The 16524-nt window shown below is 54.9% G+C and carries 16 protein-coding genes; 8 read left to right on the top strand and 8 right to left on the bottom strand.

What is annotated here, in order from left to right:
* Positions 1-19 precede the first annotated feature (19 nt).
* The 5 genes from tssF to PGR79_RS02245 are packed head-to-tail and all read left to right on the top strand — an operon-like array spanning position 20 to position 5168.
* Positions 20-1783: a type VI secretion system baseplate subunit TssF gene (gene tssF / locus PGR79_RS02265; protein ID WP_430920995.1), complete on the top strand. Its 1764-nt coding sequence runs from the start codon at positions 20-22 to the stop codon at positions 1781-1783.
* A 29-nt stretch (positions 1784-1812) separates the two neighbouring features.
* Positions 1813-2838, top strand: a complete 1026-nt coding sequence (tssG, locus tag PGR79_RS02260) for a type VI secretion system baseplate subunit TssG (protein ID WP_395226337.1) — start codon at positions 1813-1815, stop codon at positions 2836-2838.
* The gene (tssJ, locus tag PGR79_RS02255; protein WP_183269068.1) at positions 2819-3355 is read left to right on the top strand and encodes a type VI secretion system lipoprotein TssJ; all 537 of its coding nucleotides are present in this window, start codon (positions 2819-2821) and stop codon (positions 3353-3355) included. Before tssG ends, tssJ begins: the two co-directional genes overlap by 20 nt.
* 1 nt (position 3356) lies before the next feature.
* Positions 3357-3800, top strand: coding sequence for a type VI secretion system baseplate subunit TssE (tssE, locus tag PGR79_RS02250; RefSeq protein WP_087859431.1), 444 nt, complete (start codon positions 3357-3359; stop codon positions 3798-3800).
* A gap of 21 nt (positions 3801-3821) precedes the next feature.
* Positions 3822-5168: a VasL domain-containing protein gene (locus tag PGR79_RS02245; RefSeq protein ID WP_316424039.1), complete on the top strand. Its 1347-nt coding sequence runs from the start codon at positions 3822-3824 to the stop codon at positions 5166-5168.
* 50 nt (positions 5169-5218) lie between these two features.
* Here the strand turns inward: PGR79_RS02245 and bdcA are convergent, their stop codons facing one another.
* Positions 5219-5932 carry an SDR family oxidoreductase gene (gene bdcA / locus PGR79_RS02240; RefSeq protein ID WP_213316229.1) on the bottom strand — a complete coding sequence of 238 codons (714 nt, stop codon included), beginning with the start codon at positions 5930-5932 and terminating at the stop codon, positions 5219-5221.
* 162 nt (positions 5933-6094) lie between these two features.
* Entirely contained in the window at positions 6095-6661 is a 567-nt protein-coding gene (locus tag PGR79_RS02235) for a DJ-1/PfpI family protein (protein WP_430920993.1), read from the bottom strand.
* A 465-nt stretch (positions 6662-7126) separates the two neighbouring features.
* Between PGR79_RS02235 and PGR79_RS02230 the strand changes: the two genes are divergently transcribed.
* Positions 7127-7885, top strand: coding sequence for a hypothetical protein (locus PGR79_RS02230; protein WP_430920991.1), 759 nt, complete (start codon positions 7127-7129; stop codon positions 7883-7885).
* A gap of 80 nt (positions 7886-7965) precedes the next feature.
* Here PGR79_RS02230 and PGR79_RS02225 read toward each other — a convergent pair whose 3' ends face one another.
* Entirely contained in the window at positions 7966-8160 is a 195-nt protein-coding gene (locus PGR79_RS02225) for a hypothetical protein (protein ID WP_015366303.1), read from the bottom strand.
* A 248-nt stretch (positions 8161-8408) separates the two neighbouring features.
* Here PGR79_RS02225 and PGR79_RS02220 point away from each other — a divergent pair, with 248 nt between their 5' ends.
* Both PGR79_RS02220 and PGR79_RS02215 read left to right on the top strand, forming a co-directional pair.
* Positions 8409-9386 (top strand): threo-3-hydroxy-L-aspartate ammonia-lyase, encoded by a 978-nt coding sequence (locus tag PGR79_RS02220; RefSeq protein ID WP_213316226.1) that lies wholly within the window; start codon positions 8409-8411, stop codon positions 9384-9386.
* Positions 9383-10015, top strand: coding sequence for a helix-turn-helix transcriptional regulator (locus PGR79_RS02215; RefSeq protein WP_213316225.1), 633 nt, complete (start codon positions 9383-9385; stop codon positions 10013-10015). The genes PGR79_RS02220 and PGR79_RS02215 overlap by 4 nt, the downstream gene beginning before the upstream one ends.
* 39 nt (positions 10016-10054) lie before the next feature.
* On the opposite strand, the gene PGR79_RS02210 is transcribed toward PGR79_RS02215, so the two are convergent.
* The 5 genes from PGR79_RS02210 to PGR79_RS02190 all read right to left on the bottom strand — a co-directional run bounded on the left by PGR79_RS02210 (position 10055) and on the right by PGR79_RS02190 (position 16504).
* The gene (locus PGR79_RS02210) at positions 10055-11137 is read right to left on the bottom strand and encodes an oxidoreductase (protein ID WP_213316224.1); all 1083 of its coding nucleotides are present in this window, start codon (positions 11135-11137) and stop codon (positions 10055-10057) included.
* A gap of 13 nt (positions 11138-11150) precedes the next feature.
* Positions 11151-11897, bottom strand: a complete 747-nt coding sequence (locus PGR79_RS02205; RefSeq protein WP_271032671.1) for a DeoR/GlpR family DNA-binding transcription regulator — start codon at positions 11895-11897, stop codon at positions 11151-11153.
* Positions 11898-12084: 187 nt separating this feature from the next.
* Positions 12085-13902 (bottom strand): ABC transporter ATP-binding protein, encoded by a 1818-nt coding sequence (locus tag PGR79_RS02200; RefSeq protein WP_430915370.1) that lies wholly within the window; start codon positions 13900-13902, stop codon positions 12085-12087.
* Positions 13903-13905: 3 nt separating this feature from the next.
* A complete protein-coding gene (locus PGR79_RS02195; RefSeq protein WP_430920988.1) occupies positions 13906-15357 on the bottom strand; it encodes a M81 family metallopeptidase in 1452 nt (483 codons plus the stop codon).
* A gap of 13 nt (positions 15358-15370) precedes the next feature.
* Positions 15371-16504 (bottom strand): ROK family transcriptional regulator, encoded by a 1134-nt coding sequence (locus PGR79_RS02190; RefSeq protein ID WP_213316221.1) that lies wholly within the window; start codon positions 16502-16504, stop codon positions 15371-15373.
* Positions 16505-16524: the final 20 nt, after the last annotated feature.

Here is a 16524-nt window from a genome sequence, read left to right as displayed (position 1 = left end):
GAATAACGGAAAACCTACGATGGAAGATTTAACCCTACGCTATTTTGACGCTGAAATGCGTTATCTACGCGAAGCGGCAAAAGAGTTCGCCCAAACGCACCCCGATCGGGCGGCAATGTTGGATCTCGACAAAGCCGGTACGCCGGATCCCTACGTGGAGCGGCTGCTTGAAGGCTTTGCGTTTTCGATGGGCCGCCTGCGTGAAAAGATCGACGATGATCTACCGGAGCTCACCGAAGGGTTGGTCAGTATGCTGTGGCCACATTACCTGCGCACTATTCCGTCATTATCGATAGTGGCTCTCATGCCGGAACTTACGGCGATGAAAATGGCGGAAACGGTACCTGCTGGTCTTGAGATAACGTCCCGCCCGGTGGGGCCGAAAAATACCCTTTGCCGCTACCGTACCACTCGCGATGTGACGCTGAATCCGATAACGGTGGCGAAAATTGCCATGGTCAGCGAGTCGGACGGGCGTTCGCTCCTGAGGATTCGTTTTGCCTGCAGTGGCCAGGCTGACTGGTCCCACGCCGATCTGCGCCGCCTGCCGCTTTATCTCGGAGAAGACGCTGTAACCGGCAGCGCCCTGCATTTGTGGCTTACCAAACGCCAGGCCGCGATGTATCTGCGCCTGCCAACGCAAGTTGAGCGGATAAAGATTAACGGCTATTTCTCACCGGGTGGATTCGGCGAGGAGGACGGCCTGTGGCCGAAGGTAGAGAGTGCTTTTAGCGGTTATCAGCTATTGCTGGAATATTTTTCCTTCCGCGAAAAATTTATGTTTGTCCATCTGCAGGGTCTGGACAATTACACCTTTCCTGCTGGGATAACTCATTTTGATATCGAGGTGGTGTTCAACCAACTTTGGCAAAGCGATTTACCCATAACCGAAGACTGCCTACGCCTGCACTGCGTACCGGTGATTAACCTGTTCACCCTGGAAGCGGATCCGTTAACTATCAGCGGCCTGGAGAGCGAATACCTGCTGCGGCCGAAACGTTTGCAGGACGGACATACTGAGATTTATTCCGTTGATAGCGTCACCGGCTCAGGGCGATCGGGCGAGGCGCGATATGTCCCTTTTACCAGTTTCCGACATCGGGGAGGAATGATGCGCCGCCATGCGCCGGAGCGGTATTACCATACGCGCGTGAAGCGCGGCTTCAGCGGAATGCACGACACCTGGTTAATCCTGGGCGGTCAGCGCTGGGAAGCCGATCGGGGTTTTGAAAGAGAAACCGTATCGCTACGTATCACTGGCACCAACGGGCAATTACCGCGCCGGGCGTTGCAAAGCACCGTGCTTGACCGCTGTGACCAGGTTTCAGAAACGCAGCTGAGCGTGCGGAATCTGTGTAAGCCGACGTTGCCTGCTTATCCGCCCGCAGAGGATCGCTTTCACTGGCGGGTTATGAGCCATCTGGGTACTCGTTTTTTAAACATGATGAGTAACGCCGAGGTACTTCGCGGCACGCTGTCACTCTATAACTGGCGTGATGATGAGCTGAATTACCGCCGTCTTGAGGCAATCCAGTCGGTCAAGCATCATCGTCTTCAGCGTTTTGAAGATGGGTTCCTGTTACGAGGGTTGGAAATTGAAGTGACCCTCGACAGCCGAGGGTTCACCGGCGAAGGGGATATTCATCTGTTCGGCGAAATGCTGAATCGCTTTTTTGCCCTCTATGCCGATATGAATCAATTCAACCAGCTTACGCTTATTGTTCAGCCAGAAGGGAAATATATTCGGTGGAAAGAGAATCACAATCCGCGCCTGCCCGGTTGATAGCGAAGGCTCGGGAGCGGTTGCCGTACATGAATTTTTATCGCTTCAGTCAGCTGCTTGAACAGAGCCAGCCAGAGGCGCCGTTGACCGGTGGAGGCTGGCAAATACGGCATGAACCGATACGCTTTCGACCACATCCGGGAATGGGATTCCCGGCCAGTGAAATTCGGCAACTTGAAATGCCTGAAGCGGATGTTTCGCACTTACCGCCCTCGCTTCGCGTCACGTTTATGGGATTGTACGGAGTCGAGTCGCCGCTGCCGACGCACTATATTGATGATATCGCGCAGCGCCGCGAGGGGTATGCCGCCGCAGCGGATTTTCTGGATATTTTCAACCATCGGTTGATTAGCCAGTATTACCGCATCTGGCGTAAATATTCATATCCGGCGACATTTCAGGCTGGCGGCACAGACAATACCTCGCAGTACCTATTGGGGTTAGCCGGGTTGGGGATTACGGGGTGCGCGGCCGCGGTGGATATACCGTTATCACGTTTTTTGGCGCTGCTGCCATTGATGCTTCTTCCGGGACGAACGGAGGAAGGAATGAGGGCGTTGGTTGAACTGCTGGCGCCGGAAACTCGTGCCGAGATCTTTCATCACGACCGCTGTCGTATTCCGTTGAAAAAGGCGCTGACCATGAGCGTGAGGCATCCCGTTAGCCTGGCGGCCAGGCCGGTCATGGGAACCCACGGCACGGATGTTAATGGTCAGGTGTTGTTACGTTTAACGACCAGCAACCATGAGGAAGCGCAGGGATGGTTGCCCGGGGGGGAACGACTCCAGGACCTCATGGCGTTGCTGCATGTTTGGCTCGGCACACACCTGGATGTGCGCATTCAACTATGCGTCGCCCGTCATTTATTGCCGGAAGCGCAGCTTACCTGCCAGTTAACAAAAGCGGTGCGGTTAGGGCGTACTGCAGTGCTGCGCCCGCTAAATCCACATCGCAGTTCGAATGACATTATCACCATTCATCCAGGGCGTTATCAGCGCGTCCAGGAAAATATTCACCGAAGGGAGCACGATGAAGATGGCGACTATCGCTGGTAAATATTCCGCTGCGTTATTGGCGATGATTTTCTCGACGGCCTTGGCCGGTTGCGGCTTGACGCAGAGTGTGAAGGACGGGGCGGTCTCAGTGACCAGGTCTATTTTTTATAAGCAGGTGAAAACACTGCATCTGGATATTCGCGCCCGGGAAGGGGTGAATAATAATGCGCAAGGGGCATCGCTGGCGACCGTAGTACGTATATACCAGCTCAAAGATCGTAAGGTGTTTGATGATACAGATTATCCTTCGCTGTTTGCTGAGGATAGCCAGGCGATCCAAGGCGATTGGCTTGCCGAGAAAGATATTCGTCTGCGCCCCGGAGAATCCGTGGCTGTTGATATGCCGCTGGAGGCGGCAACGCAATACGTCGCGATCGCGGGGATGTTTATGGCGCCTGACCTGGCTGGTAACAGCTGGCGGCTGGTGTTGACTCGCGACGATCTTGACGCGGACAAACCGCGGGTTATTGAAGCCGGCCATAACCGTTTAACCTTGCAACCGTTGAAGGATAACTAAGATGCCGCGCCCCTCGCTTTACGACACGTTGTTCGGTAATTTTTCCGGCGGTCTCGACCTGCATCAGGTCAGCGAAGAAAATCAGGTCATTCTTTCGGTGCTCGATAACATGCAGCGTATTCTTAATTGCCGGGCGGGAGCATTGGCGCATCTCCCGGACTACGGGCTGCCGGATATGACAAAAATCCTCCAGGGGATGCCGGGCACCGCGCACCAGCTTATGACCACGCTGTCTGCAGTACTACTCAAATACGAGCCGCGTCTAAGCAGCATCCGCGTTGAGATGTTGGAACAGACACAGCCTGGCGAACTGCGTTATGCCATTGACGCGGAACTGAAGGAAATTGGTCTGGTACGTTACGGCACGGAGTTTATGCCTGAGGGCAGGGTGCTAATTCGCCATCTCAAACAGCAACAGTACCTGGACGCCCGTACCGCCATTTAGTACTCACTTTGGTTAATCCTTATGACGACATATTCTGAACGCCACCTCACTACCGGGGGGGACCCGCGCACGCAGGCGGACTACGCAAAGCTGCGTGAAGAAATGCAAAAGCTCAGCCACCCGGCGCGCCCGGACGTTAACTGGCGATATGCGGAACAGTTATGCCTGTCGCTGTTTGATCGCAACGGTGTGGATCTTCAGACAGCAGCCTGGTACACGCTGGCCCGCACGCAGTTGGCTGGATTATTTGGTCTCAATGAAGGTCTCGCTATTCTTGAAACGTTGATTACACGTCAATGGGGCGCTTTGTGGCCGCAGCCGGTGCATGCGCGGATGGAAATCGTCTGCGGGTTGAGCAAGCGGTTACAGCAGGCGCTGCGCACGTTAACCCTGGCATATGCCGACCTCAGCGAATTATATCAAGCGGAAACACATCTAAAAGCGCTCGATGCAGCCCTGCAACGGCTCGAGCTAAAGCATGCCGGTCAGTTGGATGTCCTGGTCGCTCTGATACATAACGCCGCCGTGCGGCTGGAAAACAGCGATGGCATAGCTCGCGCCGATAATTCGCAGCACGCCGGCGTGACCGTGCCGGGGAACGCAATTATTGAGGTTGATGAGTCGGTTGAACGGATAAAACGGGTGTACATTGCCCCCGCGGATACCGCTGCGGAGATGGCGACAGCTTGTGACCTTCCGTCGGCGGTACAGCGCTGGCGCCCCTTTGCTGCCGGTATGATCACCATGCTGTTGTTAACGGTGGCGACGATATGGGGATGGCGGGTTCTCTATTCATCAGACCAGGAGCAAGTGCAATTCGCCGCCAGCCTGGCGCCATTGCCCGTGGCGCTTTCGGCTGAGCAGCTGCGTTCCTTTCAGCCGCGCTCGCCGTCAGCTGATAAGGGGATACTTCAGACCCAGCAGCAGCTGGCGCGGCTGGCTGAGCTCAATCCGGATTGGGCTATCGATGATGGAGAGCGATTGGTGCAGCAGGCGCTAACGCTGTGGCCTGAGCAGGCTCAAACGCTCTCCCGGCAGTGGCGGCAACAGCTCGCCGCCGCCGCGCTGCCGGTTGAAAATCTCAATGGATGGCATCAAGGAATGAAGCAGTTGCAGCAATTGGCCCAGCGCCTTGATGCGCTGGATGAACAAAAGGGAAAATATCTAACCGTAAGCGAGCTGAAATCAGCGGTGTTCGCAATGACCCAGTCGTTTAATCGTACTGTTCCGGTCGAAGAACAACTGCGTCAGCTGGCGGAGATGCCGCAAGAGCAGGCCCAAAGTTCAGCGCAGCAACATCAGGCAGAACAGCATTTGCAGCAGTTGATTACTCGTTATGCCTTGCTGAAATTAGACATGAAGGAATAGTCGTTATGGTTGCTGCGATAAAGGGCTAGCTAATCTAGCCCTCCTGTATATCAGGCGCCAAATGCGCCATCTATGGTGTGCATTGCCCCCGTCACAAACGATGATTCCGGGCCTGCCAGCCAGGCAACCATTGCCGCAACTTCTTCCGGGCGGCCATGCCGCTTAATCGCCATAAAACTGTGCATCAGTTCTTTCATAGGGCCGTTCTCCGGGTTGGCATCGGTATCAATAGGGCCTGGCTGCACGATATTCACCGTAATACCGCGGGGGCCAAAATCTCGCGCCAGCCCGCGCGCCAGTCCCTGCAACGCGGACTTGCTTAACGCGTAAGCCGCCATGCCAGGCATCGGCATGCGATCCCCATTCACCGAACCAATTATGATAATTCTACCGCCTTCCGGCATCGTGCGCGCCGCCTCGACGGCCGCATGGTAGGGGGCATGAATGTTGATGCGGAACAGACGGTCGATCGCATCGCTATCTTGCTCCAGCGCATCGCCAAAGAGGGCTATACCGGCATTAACGACCAGTACATCCAACGGCCCGCTATCGCGAACTAGCTTGATCACTTCATCGCGATCGGCGCTATCGGTAAATACCGCGGTACTGCCGGTTTCGCCAGCCAACTGCTGTGCCGCTTGCTCTGAACCCGCGTAGCTGAAAGCCACCGACGCGCCGTCGGCACGAAAGCGCCGTACAATCGCCGCGCCAATGCCGCGACTCCCGCCCAATACCAGTACCGATTTGTTATCAAATACAGCCATGACCTTTGCCTCACTATATTGTAGTGATTGATACAATATTGTTCAGCGGTGAAAGCTGTCAAGAAATAATATAGTGAGTGATACAAAATGTCCGTGATTAGCAGGACTGGCACTACAGCAGATACGCGATAATGAATGCCAGTCCCTGATAAGACCAGAACCTTACTGCGGGAGTAATTCGATGAATTTAGCCAGCCACTGTGGGTGCGCGGGCCAGGCGGGGGCGGTGACCAGATTACCGTCAACGTGCGCCTGGTCGATGCCGATATCCGCATACTGGCCGCCGCTCAGTCGCACTTCCGGGGCACAAGCCGGATAAGCGCTACAGGTACGGCCTTTGAGAATCCCCGCCGCGGCGAGAATTTGCGGGCCGTGGCAGACGGCGGCAATCGGCTTTCGCGCAGCGTCAAAAGCCTGTACCAGCTTAATTACCTGCTCATTCAGGCGTAAATATTCGGGCGCACGGCCGCCGGGGATGAGCAGCGCGTCGTAGTCTTGCTCTTCTGCGCTTTCGAAGTCGGCGTTCAGCACGAAGCGATGACCGGGTTTTTCGCTGTAGGTTTGCGCGCCGTCAAAATCATGAATCGCCGTCAAAATATAGTCGCCTTTGCTTTTATCAGGACAAACGGCATCAACCTGATAGCCGATCATCTGTAGCGCCTGAAACGGTACCATGGTTTCGTAATCTTCGGCGTAATCACCCACCAGCATCAATATTTTCTTGCCCATTGCGACAGCTCCTTGATGAATAATGATGCCTAAGGTATAGCCTGGTAAAATGAACAATGCCAACAGTTAACGTATGAATAAGACAGGATAGCGACAATAGCGATAAAATATAGTTTGGGTGTGTTGGATAATGTCTAATAAATTTAAAATATGAATTAAATGGAGTGGCAAAAAATTTATCGATAAATAAGTAACTTCTATTTTCTAAGTTTTGCCTTTTTGGTTGACGGGTGCAATGTATTTGTTAATATCGGCTTATCCTCTATTTAATTGGGGGGGGTAATCCGTTGGGATATACTGTCTGCCGTATATATGCTTTCCATTTTTCACACCTGTGAATATATTCGGGTATCTCGAGTGGTTGAGCGTTGGCGGGCGTTAATAATGGCTTTTAATATTGCCGGTATAGTGTAAATTTATTATTTAAAGTAATATTTTACGATGAGTAAGCATAATGGAGTATGAATGAATAAAATTCACCGTCTGACATTGATTGGTATTATTATTAACTTAGCCATGTTTCTTTTGGTGCTCAATGAGGTTAACTCGCTTTCAGATTATTATGGCTACGATCGAACGCTGCGTTTGATTAAAGATTTGGTCACAATAGTACTTCCCCTTGCTATAGTTGCTCAGGTTGCAAGCGTTCTGTTATTACCGAAAGCTCCGCGTGTTGGTATTGTGTTTGCTTATATCGGTGGAATTACTATGGTGCCGATTGGTTTGGTGTTTTTAATCGGTTATCTTTTTAGCTACGAACGATACTGCAACGCAGGTCTTGATATTTACAGTACTAAAACTGCGGTTGATATATCGAAGCCTGAAGACAAAAGTTATAAATTAACATGCGATACATCCCGATTTGTTCCTACCGGAGCTATTGCTTTATGCATGGGGGTTATTGTTCTGGTGATGGGCGTGGGAATTGGCTACTTATTGGTCGCAGTAGGAGTTCTCAATATCTGGAATGGGGTACGCCTCAAGGAGCGCGTTATGATTGGTCTTTCTGGCGATAAATTGATAGTTAAACCAAAGTTGTACTCAGACACCTTTATCGTTCCGTTGAGTGAAGTCGTATTAACCGATAAAGGGGTGAATAATGATAAGGTTTCTTTAAAGTTCTTACGTACCGGACGGGCGTTTGACGTGCGCAAGAAAATGCTGGCAGGTGAGAATATTGATGAATCATTAGAATATATTATTTCAAAAATCCCCGTAGCGTAATTATTTATCAGTGAAGTGAATGTAAAACGGCACCTTTAAGGTGCCGTTTTAGTATTTTCTGGTGATACTGAAGCGTTGCGTTAATCCACGTTGGTAAAGTAATCGCGAGCTACCGCTTCCACACGCTTTGCTTCCAGGCCGGTCTTTTCGCTGATCCCGGCGATAAAAGGCTTGAACTGCTCGGTCATCACGTGGCCGCCGTCCCAATGGGCGACGTAGTAACGGCACTGATAGCGATAAAAGTGGAGGGTCTTTTCTCCTAACGTGTAATACATGACATTCTCCTGTCCAGTGTGTCGGGCTGCGTCCGCAGAAGCTAATGGGGCGTTACCACAATAATCAGGTATTTGATTATATCCTGCTCCCAAATGTGGGAAATTTCCAGCAGGCAATAGCCCGGCGGGGCACATTTTCCTCTGGTTGCGATCTATACCATTTGCGATTGATTGTTGATCATACATAATGTATTTAATTAGACTAAATGTATTAAAGATGGCTACCCATTGATCAACAAGGCGAAACAATGACTCTACAACTCCCCGATTATCGCGACGTGGCGGCAGCCGCCCAGCGCATTGCCGACTACGCCAACCGAACGCCTGTGATGACCTCGCGTACCCTGGATGAACGATACTCAGCGCAGCTGTTTTTAAAGTGTGAAAACTTTCAGCGCATGGGCGCGTTTAAATTTCGCGGCGCAATGAACGCGTTGCAACAGTTTAGCCCAGCGCAAAAACGGGCCGGGGTAGTGGCGTTTTCTTCTGGCAATCATGCGCAGGCCATCGCGCTGGCGGCCAAACTGCTGGGCATTCCGGCGACCATCGTGATGCCACATGATGCGCCAGCGGCGAAAGTCGCCGCCACCCGGGACTACGGCGGCAAAGTGGTTTTTTATGACCGTTACACGGAGGATCGCGAACAGATCGGACGTGACCTGTCGCAGCAGCATGGGTTTACGCTTATCCCTCCTTACGATCATCCGCACGTTATTGCCGGGCAGGGGACAGCGGCGAAAGAGTTAATAGAAGAGGCCGGTCCGCTCGATGCGCTGTTTGTCTGCCTCGGCGGCGGCGGTCTGCTGTCAGGCTCGGCGCTGGCGGCACGTCATCTGTCTCCGGGGTGTAAAGTCTATGGCGTAGAGCCTGAAGCTGGCAATGACGGCCAGCAGTCGTTTCGTTGCGGAAGCATTGTGCACATTGAGACGCCGAAAACCATCGCCGACGGCGCGCAAACCCAGCATCTGGGGCAATATACTTTTCCGCTAATACAGCAACACGTCGACGATATCCTGACCGTGAGTGACGATGAATTAGTCGCGTCGATGACATTTCTCGCTGAGCGAATGAAAATGGTGGTTGAACCGACAGGTTGTCTGGGTTTTGCTGCCGCCCGGAACGCTATGGCGCAGCTGCGGGGTAAAAAAGTCGGCATTATCATCAGCGGCGGTAATGTGGATATGAGCCGTTATAGCGCCTTATTAGGCACCGGGAACGGCTTATGAGTAGTGAGATGTCACCCTTGCTGGCGCAGCTTGATATCCTCGCTCAGGGGTTAAGCGAAACCTTTGCGCCGTTTTGCGAAGTGGTCGTGCATGACCTCACGCATCCTCAGCACGCCATTTTATCAATTCACAATAACCTCTCGGGCAGAGAGGTTGGTCAAGCGGCGACCGAGATGGGGTTAGCGCGGATTGCCAGCGCCGAGTTCCCGGCCGTTGTCGCCAACTATGCTAATCAGTTTGCTGACGGTCGTGCGGTGAAAAGTACCTCTATCGGTATTAAAGGGGAGAGTGGTGAATATGTAGCCGCGCTTTGTCTTAACGTCGATATCACGTTGTTTCGCGGTATGCAAAGCGCGTTAACGCGTTTTACCGCTACGGAAAGCGCCGCGGTGACCGAACATCTTGAACCCGGCGGTGCGGCGGCCATTCGCCAACGAATTGATGCATTTGCCGCCGAGCGGGCGACGACAGCCAGGGCGCTGAGCGCAGCGGATCGTAAAATGGTCATTCAACAGTTGCGTAAAGAGGGGCTATTAGATCTGCGCAAGTCGATGGAAATGGTTGCGCAGCATCTTGGTATTTCGCGGGCGACAGCTTATTTATACGCCCGGCAGGAGAGAGAAACCTAGCGGCCGCGAGGAGGTGCAGCCGCTATTCCATCTGGATATTTACTGAAGCCCGGCCAGTTCGTCGGCGGTTAACGCCAGCTTTTGTACGCTGCCGCTTTCTGATGAGGTAACGGCGGCTTCCAGCACCGCCATTACCGCCAGCGCCTGTAGCGGCGGCACCGGGTTGGCGACTTTGCCCAACAGGGCATCGCGAACCTGAATATAGTACTGGCGCTGATCGCCTTTCGGCGTGGCGAGCGTGTGCGTCTGCAGGCTGGCATCGAACAGCGTCATGCTGTCGTCATCCTGGCCCCAGCTTTCGCTCCCTGGGATGACCCCAGCCAGCAACTGGCTCTCTTGCTGGTCTGCTTTCAGTTTCACAACGCTGCCGCTATCGCCGTGGACCGTAAAACGCGAGACGCCGCCGGCAACCAGCATACTACAGTGCAGAATCACTTTGTGCTGCGGATAGTTCAGTACCACGTGCGCCCAATCGTTGATCTCCGCACCCTGTCGCAGGGTGGCGATATTGCCCTGTACAGTTTGCGGCAGGCCGAAAAGTTGTAGCGTCTGGTCGATCAGATGGGGGCCAATATCAAACCACAGGCCGCTGCCGGGCACGTTCTGCTCGCGCCAGCGGACGCGTACTTCCGGGCGGAAGCGATCGATATGCGACTCGAAATGCTTAACCTTGCCGATTAGCCCCTGCTCGATGGTTTGCTTAATGCCAAGATAATCGCTATCCCAACGGCGGTTATGGAATACTGAAAGCAGGCGTTGCTTTTCTTCAGCCAGCGCGATCAGCTCGCGCGCTTCCTGCATATCGAGAGTAAAAGGTTTATCTACCACTACGTGCTTACCGGCATTGAGCGCCAGGCGAGCCAGCGGGGCGTGGGTGGCGTTCGGCGAAGCGAGTACCACCAGGTCAACGTCCGGATGCTGAATGGCCTCTTCCGGCGAAGCGATTACCGTGACATCCGGCAGGTCCTGCTTCACTTTGGCTTCATCGCGGGAGGCGACGACGGCAAGCTTTAACCCTTCGACCGAGTTAATGAGCGGCGCGTGAAACGTTTTGCCGACAAATCCATAGCCGATCAGCGCAATATTAATGGGTTTACCTGCGCCGGTGATAACTTTATGCATGACTTTCTCCACGTTATTCAGCGTCAGCAATGCTGACCTGCATTGAATTGTCTTCGCCAAGCGCGTGCCACGGCTTGTCGAGGAACAGACGATCGATGTGTTTCAGTTCGGCGACCAGGTAAGGCTCGCAGCGATCAAGTTTTAGATGGTCAGCCACCAGCCAGTGCTCGATGCTGGCTGCCAGCATGGCGCGTTTTACTTCCGCATCTGCTTCCTGGCTGGCGCTAAGCCCTTGCCGCGCATGGATCGCGCAGGCGCCGAGAATGGCGATATCCGCGCGGTAACGGGAAAGCAGCGTAAGCGTAGCGCTACCGGCAAACAACCGCTGCCGCATATCCCATTTACCGCCGAGTAAAACCAACTCGATATCGGGCCGTTCGCTAAATAGTTGGGCAATATCCAGCGAAGGGGTGATGACCGTCAGCGGCCCTTTTAGATGAGCGGCGACGGCAAGTACCGTGCTGCCGGCGTCTAAAAATAGTGTTGCTCCCGGTGGAACTTCACGGGCGACCAGCGCGCCGAGGCGCTGTTTAGTCTCGGGCAGCAGCGCATTGCGCCCCTGGCGATTCATGGCCGGAAGATCGAGAGCGATAGCGCCGCCATGGTTTTTCTGCACCAGTCCGCGTTTTTCCAGGTCACCAAGATCGCGGCGGACGGTATCGGGCGAGACCTGCAATCGTTCAACCAGTTCACTGATGCTAATTTGACCGTTTTCGCTCAGTAGTTCGAGCAAAAACTGTTGTCGTGCGGTTTTATGCATAATCGCTTTTCCTGCAAAATGCTGCAATAACCTGCATAATACAGCATGATGTGGGAATGTGAATCGCAATAAACAGCAAAAAATGCGTTACCAGTTAACAGGGTGATTGTGCATCGCTTTTTGGGAAGGGGGACCGGCTTAGCGCAGCCTGAGGCGCGTTCAACCGGTCTATTTAAATATAATGCGCTCAGCGCATTACCCAGTGCTGATTACCGACTTGTTCGTAGCGGCGGGTCGGCGGCTGCCAGTCTTTATCGCGAAACGGCGAGGGCAGTTCATCGTTATTGACTTCACGCAACAGATGGCGACGAGACGGATCGGTTTTCGGGATCGCCGCAATCAGCTTTTGCGTATACGGGTGCTGCGGATTAGCGAAAATGGCCTGCCGTGGGCCAATTTCGACGATTTCACCAAGATACATCACCGCCACCCGGTGGCTGATGCGTTCAATCACCGCCATATCATGCGAGATGAACAGAAACGCGATTTTCATCGTTCGCTGCAGTTCGATAATCAGATTGACCACCTGCGCCTTGACCGATACATCCAGCGCCGACACCGACTCGTCGGCGATAATCACCTTGGGATTCATCGCCAGCGCGCGAGCAATGCAGATGCGCTGGCGCTGACCACCGGAGAATTCATGTGGATAGCGGTTAAGCACCGCGACGCTGAGACCCACTTTCTCAATTAATTCATGGGCGCGCGCCAGCGCCTGCTGGCGGGTGGCAAGGCCATTTTCCAGCAGCGGTTCAATCAGCGTTTCCTGGATTTTCAGCCGCGGATTCAGACTGGCGAACGGATCCTGAAAAATCATCTGGATATCCTGGCGCATACGCTTTTGCTGCTGGCGCCCGGCTTGCAGGACGTCATAGCCATTCAGGCGAACATGACCGGATTGCGCCTGGACCAGACGAATGAGACTGCGACCGGTAGTCGATTTACCGCAACCTGATTCGCCCACCAGCGATAGCGTTTCGCCGGGCCATAAATCAAAGCTGACGTTTTCTACGGCGTGAATATGCCCGGCTAACTGATTAAAAAAACCTTTTTTAACCGGAAACCGGGTGACCAGGTTTTTGACGGATAACACCGGTTCGTTGCTGGTCAGGCTAAGGTCTGGCTCTGGCGGAAAACGACGAATGTCCCCCGTTTGTAGGTTCACCGATGGGAACTTACAGGGTGTCGAGCTCATATCCATTTCACCTGCCGCGGGTACCGAGGCCAGCAGCGCGCGGGTATAGGGCTGCTGCGGGGCGGCGAATAGCGTCGGCGTGCGCTCGCATTCGATGGCATCGCCACGGAACATCACCAGCGTATCGTCGGCGGTTTCCGCGACTACGCCCATATCATGGGTAATAAACAGCACCGCGGTATTGTTTTCTGCCTGCAGGGTTTTGATCAGATCAAGGATTTGCCCCTGGATAGTGACGTCCAGTGCGGTCGTGGGTTCATCGGCGATCAGCAGTTTAGGCTTCAGGGCCAGCGCCATCGCGATCATCGCGCGCTGGCGCATACCGCCGGAAAACTGATGCGGATATTCATCGAAACGCTGCGCAGCATGCGGAATGCGGACTTTATCCAGCAGGGCGATGGCCTCCTGCTTCGCCTGGCGCGCCGATAAACCTTGATGGCGAATAAAGACTTCCGCTATTTGGTTGCCAATGGTAAATGCCGGATTGAGACTGGTCATCGGCTCCTGAAAAATCATCGCTACCTCGGCGCCGCGTACGCGACGCATTTCCTCTTCAGGAATCTCGAGCAGTGATTTACCGCCGAGCAGAACCTGTCCCTCGGTACGGCTATGGCGGGTAGAAAGCAGGCGCATAATGGCCATCGCCGTCACGCTTTTGCCTGAGCCGGATTCGCCAACAATCGCCAGCGTCTTACCAGGATAAAGGCTAAAACTAATATTACGCACCACCTTCTGCCAGCTCTCGCCGTGGCGGAATGAGACGCTCAGATTGTCGACGGCCAGCACTGGCGCAGGCGTTTCACGGTTCATGACTCAGGACTCCCTGGCAAAGGGCGCGCGGGCGGAAACCCGCACCAGTGGAGTGAATTCGAGGTCACGCTTAAACGGCCAGGTCGGGGTCAGCATTCGCAGGCGGGCCACCCGTTCAATATCCTGATCGACGACCCCTTCCGAGAGCGCCATCAGGTTCGGATTGGCCAGCGGCGCCAGTTCCGGCGATAAATAGCCGGATTTGACCACCAGAATTTTCACCTGCCGCGGGTCGAGTCCCAGCGCGCTAAAGTCAGCGATATCGTGATACGGACGACGACGGTCGGCCACCACTACGGTAATCCCATCTGTCTGTAGCACCGCCTGATTGGCCTGGCGCTGCGGATCCGCCGCCAGCAGACCAGTGACGGTAAAACGCGCGCTCGCGCTGACGCCCGTCGGATCGAGGCTGGCGCCGACCGTTAACTGCAGTTCTGCGCCGATGCCGGCTTCAAACGCCGAACGTGTTGCCGGCGCGTCGGTAATGCCGGCGACAAGGGTATTTTGCGCCTGCTGACGTAGCAGTTCAGCGAGCACGTCGCCGCGATCGCCGACGCCGCCGCCGGTGGGATTATCGCCCGAATCCGCCAGGATAACCGGGCCCGTGGCGCTGGCGATAGCCTGAGCGACGCATTCGGCGACGCTGCCCGTCCGGCAGCCGAAAACAAAATCTTCCCGCACGTCCCAATAGGCCTGCGCCAGTTTCGCGGCCTGTTGTTCCAGTACCGCGCGATCGGTGCCGGTAAAAATGGCCGCGGCGGTGGCGCGCGGTTCGTCGGCCCACACGTAGCCGACCATTAATGAGCTATCGAGTACGCCGTCTATCTGGTCGCTGTTTGGCAGCATGGCATAGAGGCTTTTCGCTGGCTCATCTTCCGTACTGGTCCGCTCGCCAGGGAGTAATACCGGGATGGGGGCCCACACTATGCCCGGGCGCACGCCGCTTTGCAGACTATCTACCAGCATACTGACCGAACGGCGCATGGTCTCTTCAATATCAATATGCGGCGCGGTGCGATAGGTTGAGAACATGTCGATGGCGTCGATAATGCGCTGGGTCACGTTACCGTGTAGATCGTAGCTGACGGCAATCGGGCAGTCATCGCCGACGCAGGCGCGGGCAGCAGCGATCCAATCGCCTTCAGCGTCTTCCATACCTTCAACGTACATTGCGCCGTGCATCGCGAGGTACAGGCCGTCGATCGGCAGTTGCGCCTGCAGACGGCTTAAGAATTCGGCCTTGAACTGTTCGTAAGTTTCCCGTGCTACCGGGCCGCCGGGAATCGCCCGGGTGTGCAGCGTCGGCAGAAACGTCGCCGGATACTCACGTAAAAACTGAAAGTGGGGCGCCTGCAGCAGGGCATCGCCTCTGACGGTGCGAAACTCTGCTTCATGAGTCAGTACCGGGTTAAACGTGCTGCATTCAATATGTATTCCACCAACGGCAATGCGCATAGGGACCTCGAAATTATCCTGGAAAGAGAACGTGAGTCAGAGCGACGCTCGCCGCGGCGAGCGCCCAGCTATCTGGAGCCAGCGGGCGATAGATAAGCGGCGTTTTCCCCGCCATCCCCGGCAGCAGGTTGGTTTCAATGGCTTGTTGCATCACGGTATTCAGTAAACCGTTAAAGCTATCCGGCTGGTGGGCAAGCATGATCGCCGCCGGATCGTGGGTCTGGATCTGATGTGAAATAGCCAATCCTAAGGCGTCGCCGGCCCGATGCAGGATCTGGATGGCGGCGGTGTGGCCCTTACGCGCCATGGCCTCCAGTTCATCCAGGTGGTCGGTGTCGATACCAGCCATGCGCGCCTGTTCAAAGATGGCGGTGAGAGACGCGATGGTGTCGAGACAGCCACGCTTCCCGCAGCGACAAGGCGTGCCCGCCGGCACGATGGTGCAGTGGGCTATTTCGCCTGCGCCGCCGTGGGCGCCGCGCCAGATTCGGTTATAGATAACCGCCGCGCTGCCGATGCCGCTGCCGTGCGATATCACCACTGCACTCTCCAGCTTGCGTAGATGGCCAAACGTTTTCTCCCAGTTCGCCAGCGCCCGGGTGTCGTTTTCAATAAATACCGGGATCCCGCCGGTCGCGCGGCTTAACAGTTCAGCCAGCGGCACCTGATGCCAGCCGAGCAACGCCGACTGTACGCAGACCGATTGCGCAGCGTCGACAAAGGCAGACAGGGCAAAACCGATGCCGACCAGCCGTTGGCGCTCAATGAGCGTATCGTTTAACAAACTGCGGATTTCACCCGCCAGTTGCTGGATTACGTCGGGAATTTCAAGCTGCGGCGTGAGCAGGCGCTCGGCGATTTTCTCACCGCTGGCATTCATCAGCACCAACACCAACTGGTTATCAATCAGCGAGATGCCGATGGCGTAAGCGGCGTCCGGCGCCAGCGAAAGGGTGACGGAGGGGCGTCCCTGACCGCCGGAAGCGGCCATATCGCTCTCCTGTAGCAGACCATCAGCCAGCATCTCTTTTACCAGTGCGCCAATGGCCGCCTTACTCATACCCGTCAGGCGGGCGAGATCTGCGCGGCTGGCGCCTTCCTCGCTGCAGACCAGATGAATCAATTGTTGGTGGAGTTTGTTCAGCATAGTTACTCAGCCATAACGCT

The organism is Klebsiella sp. 141161, assembly GCF_050600815.1.
In the GTDB taxonomy this organism is placed as follows: Bacteria; Pseudomonadota; Gammaproteobacteria; order Enterobacterales; family Enterobacteriaceae; genus Klebsiella; species Klebsiella aerogenes.
Note: the sequence above shows the minus strand (reverse complement) of the source record. Positions and strands in the feature narration are given on the sequence as shown.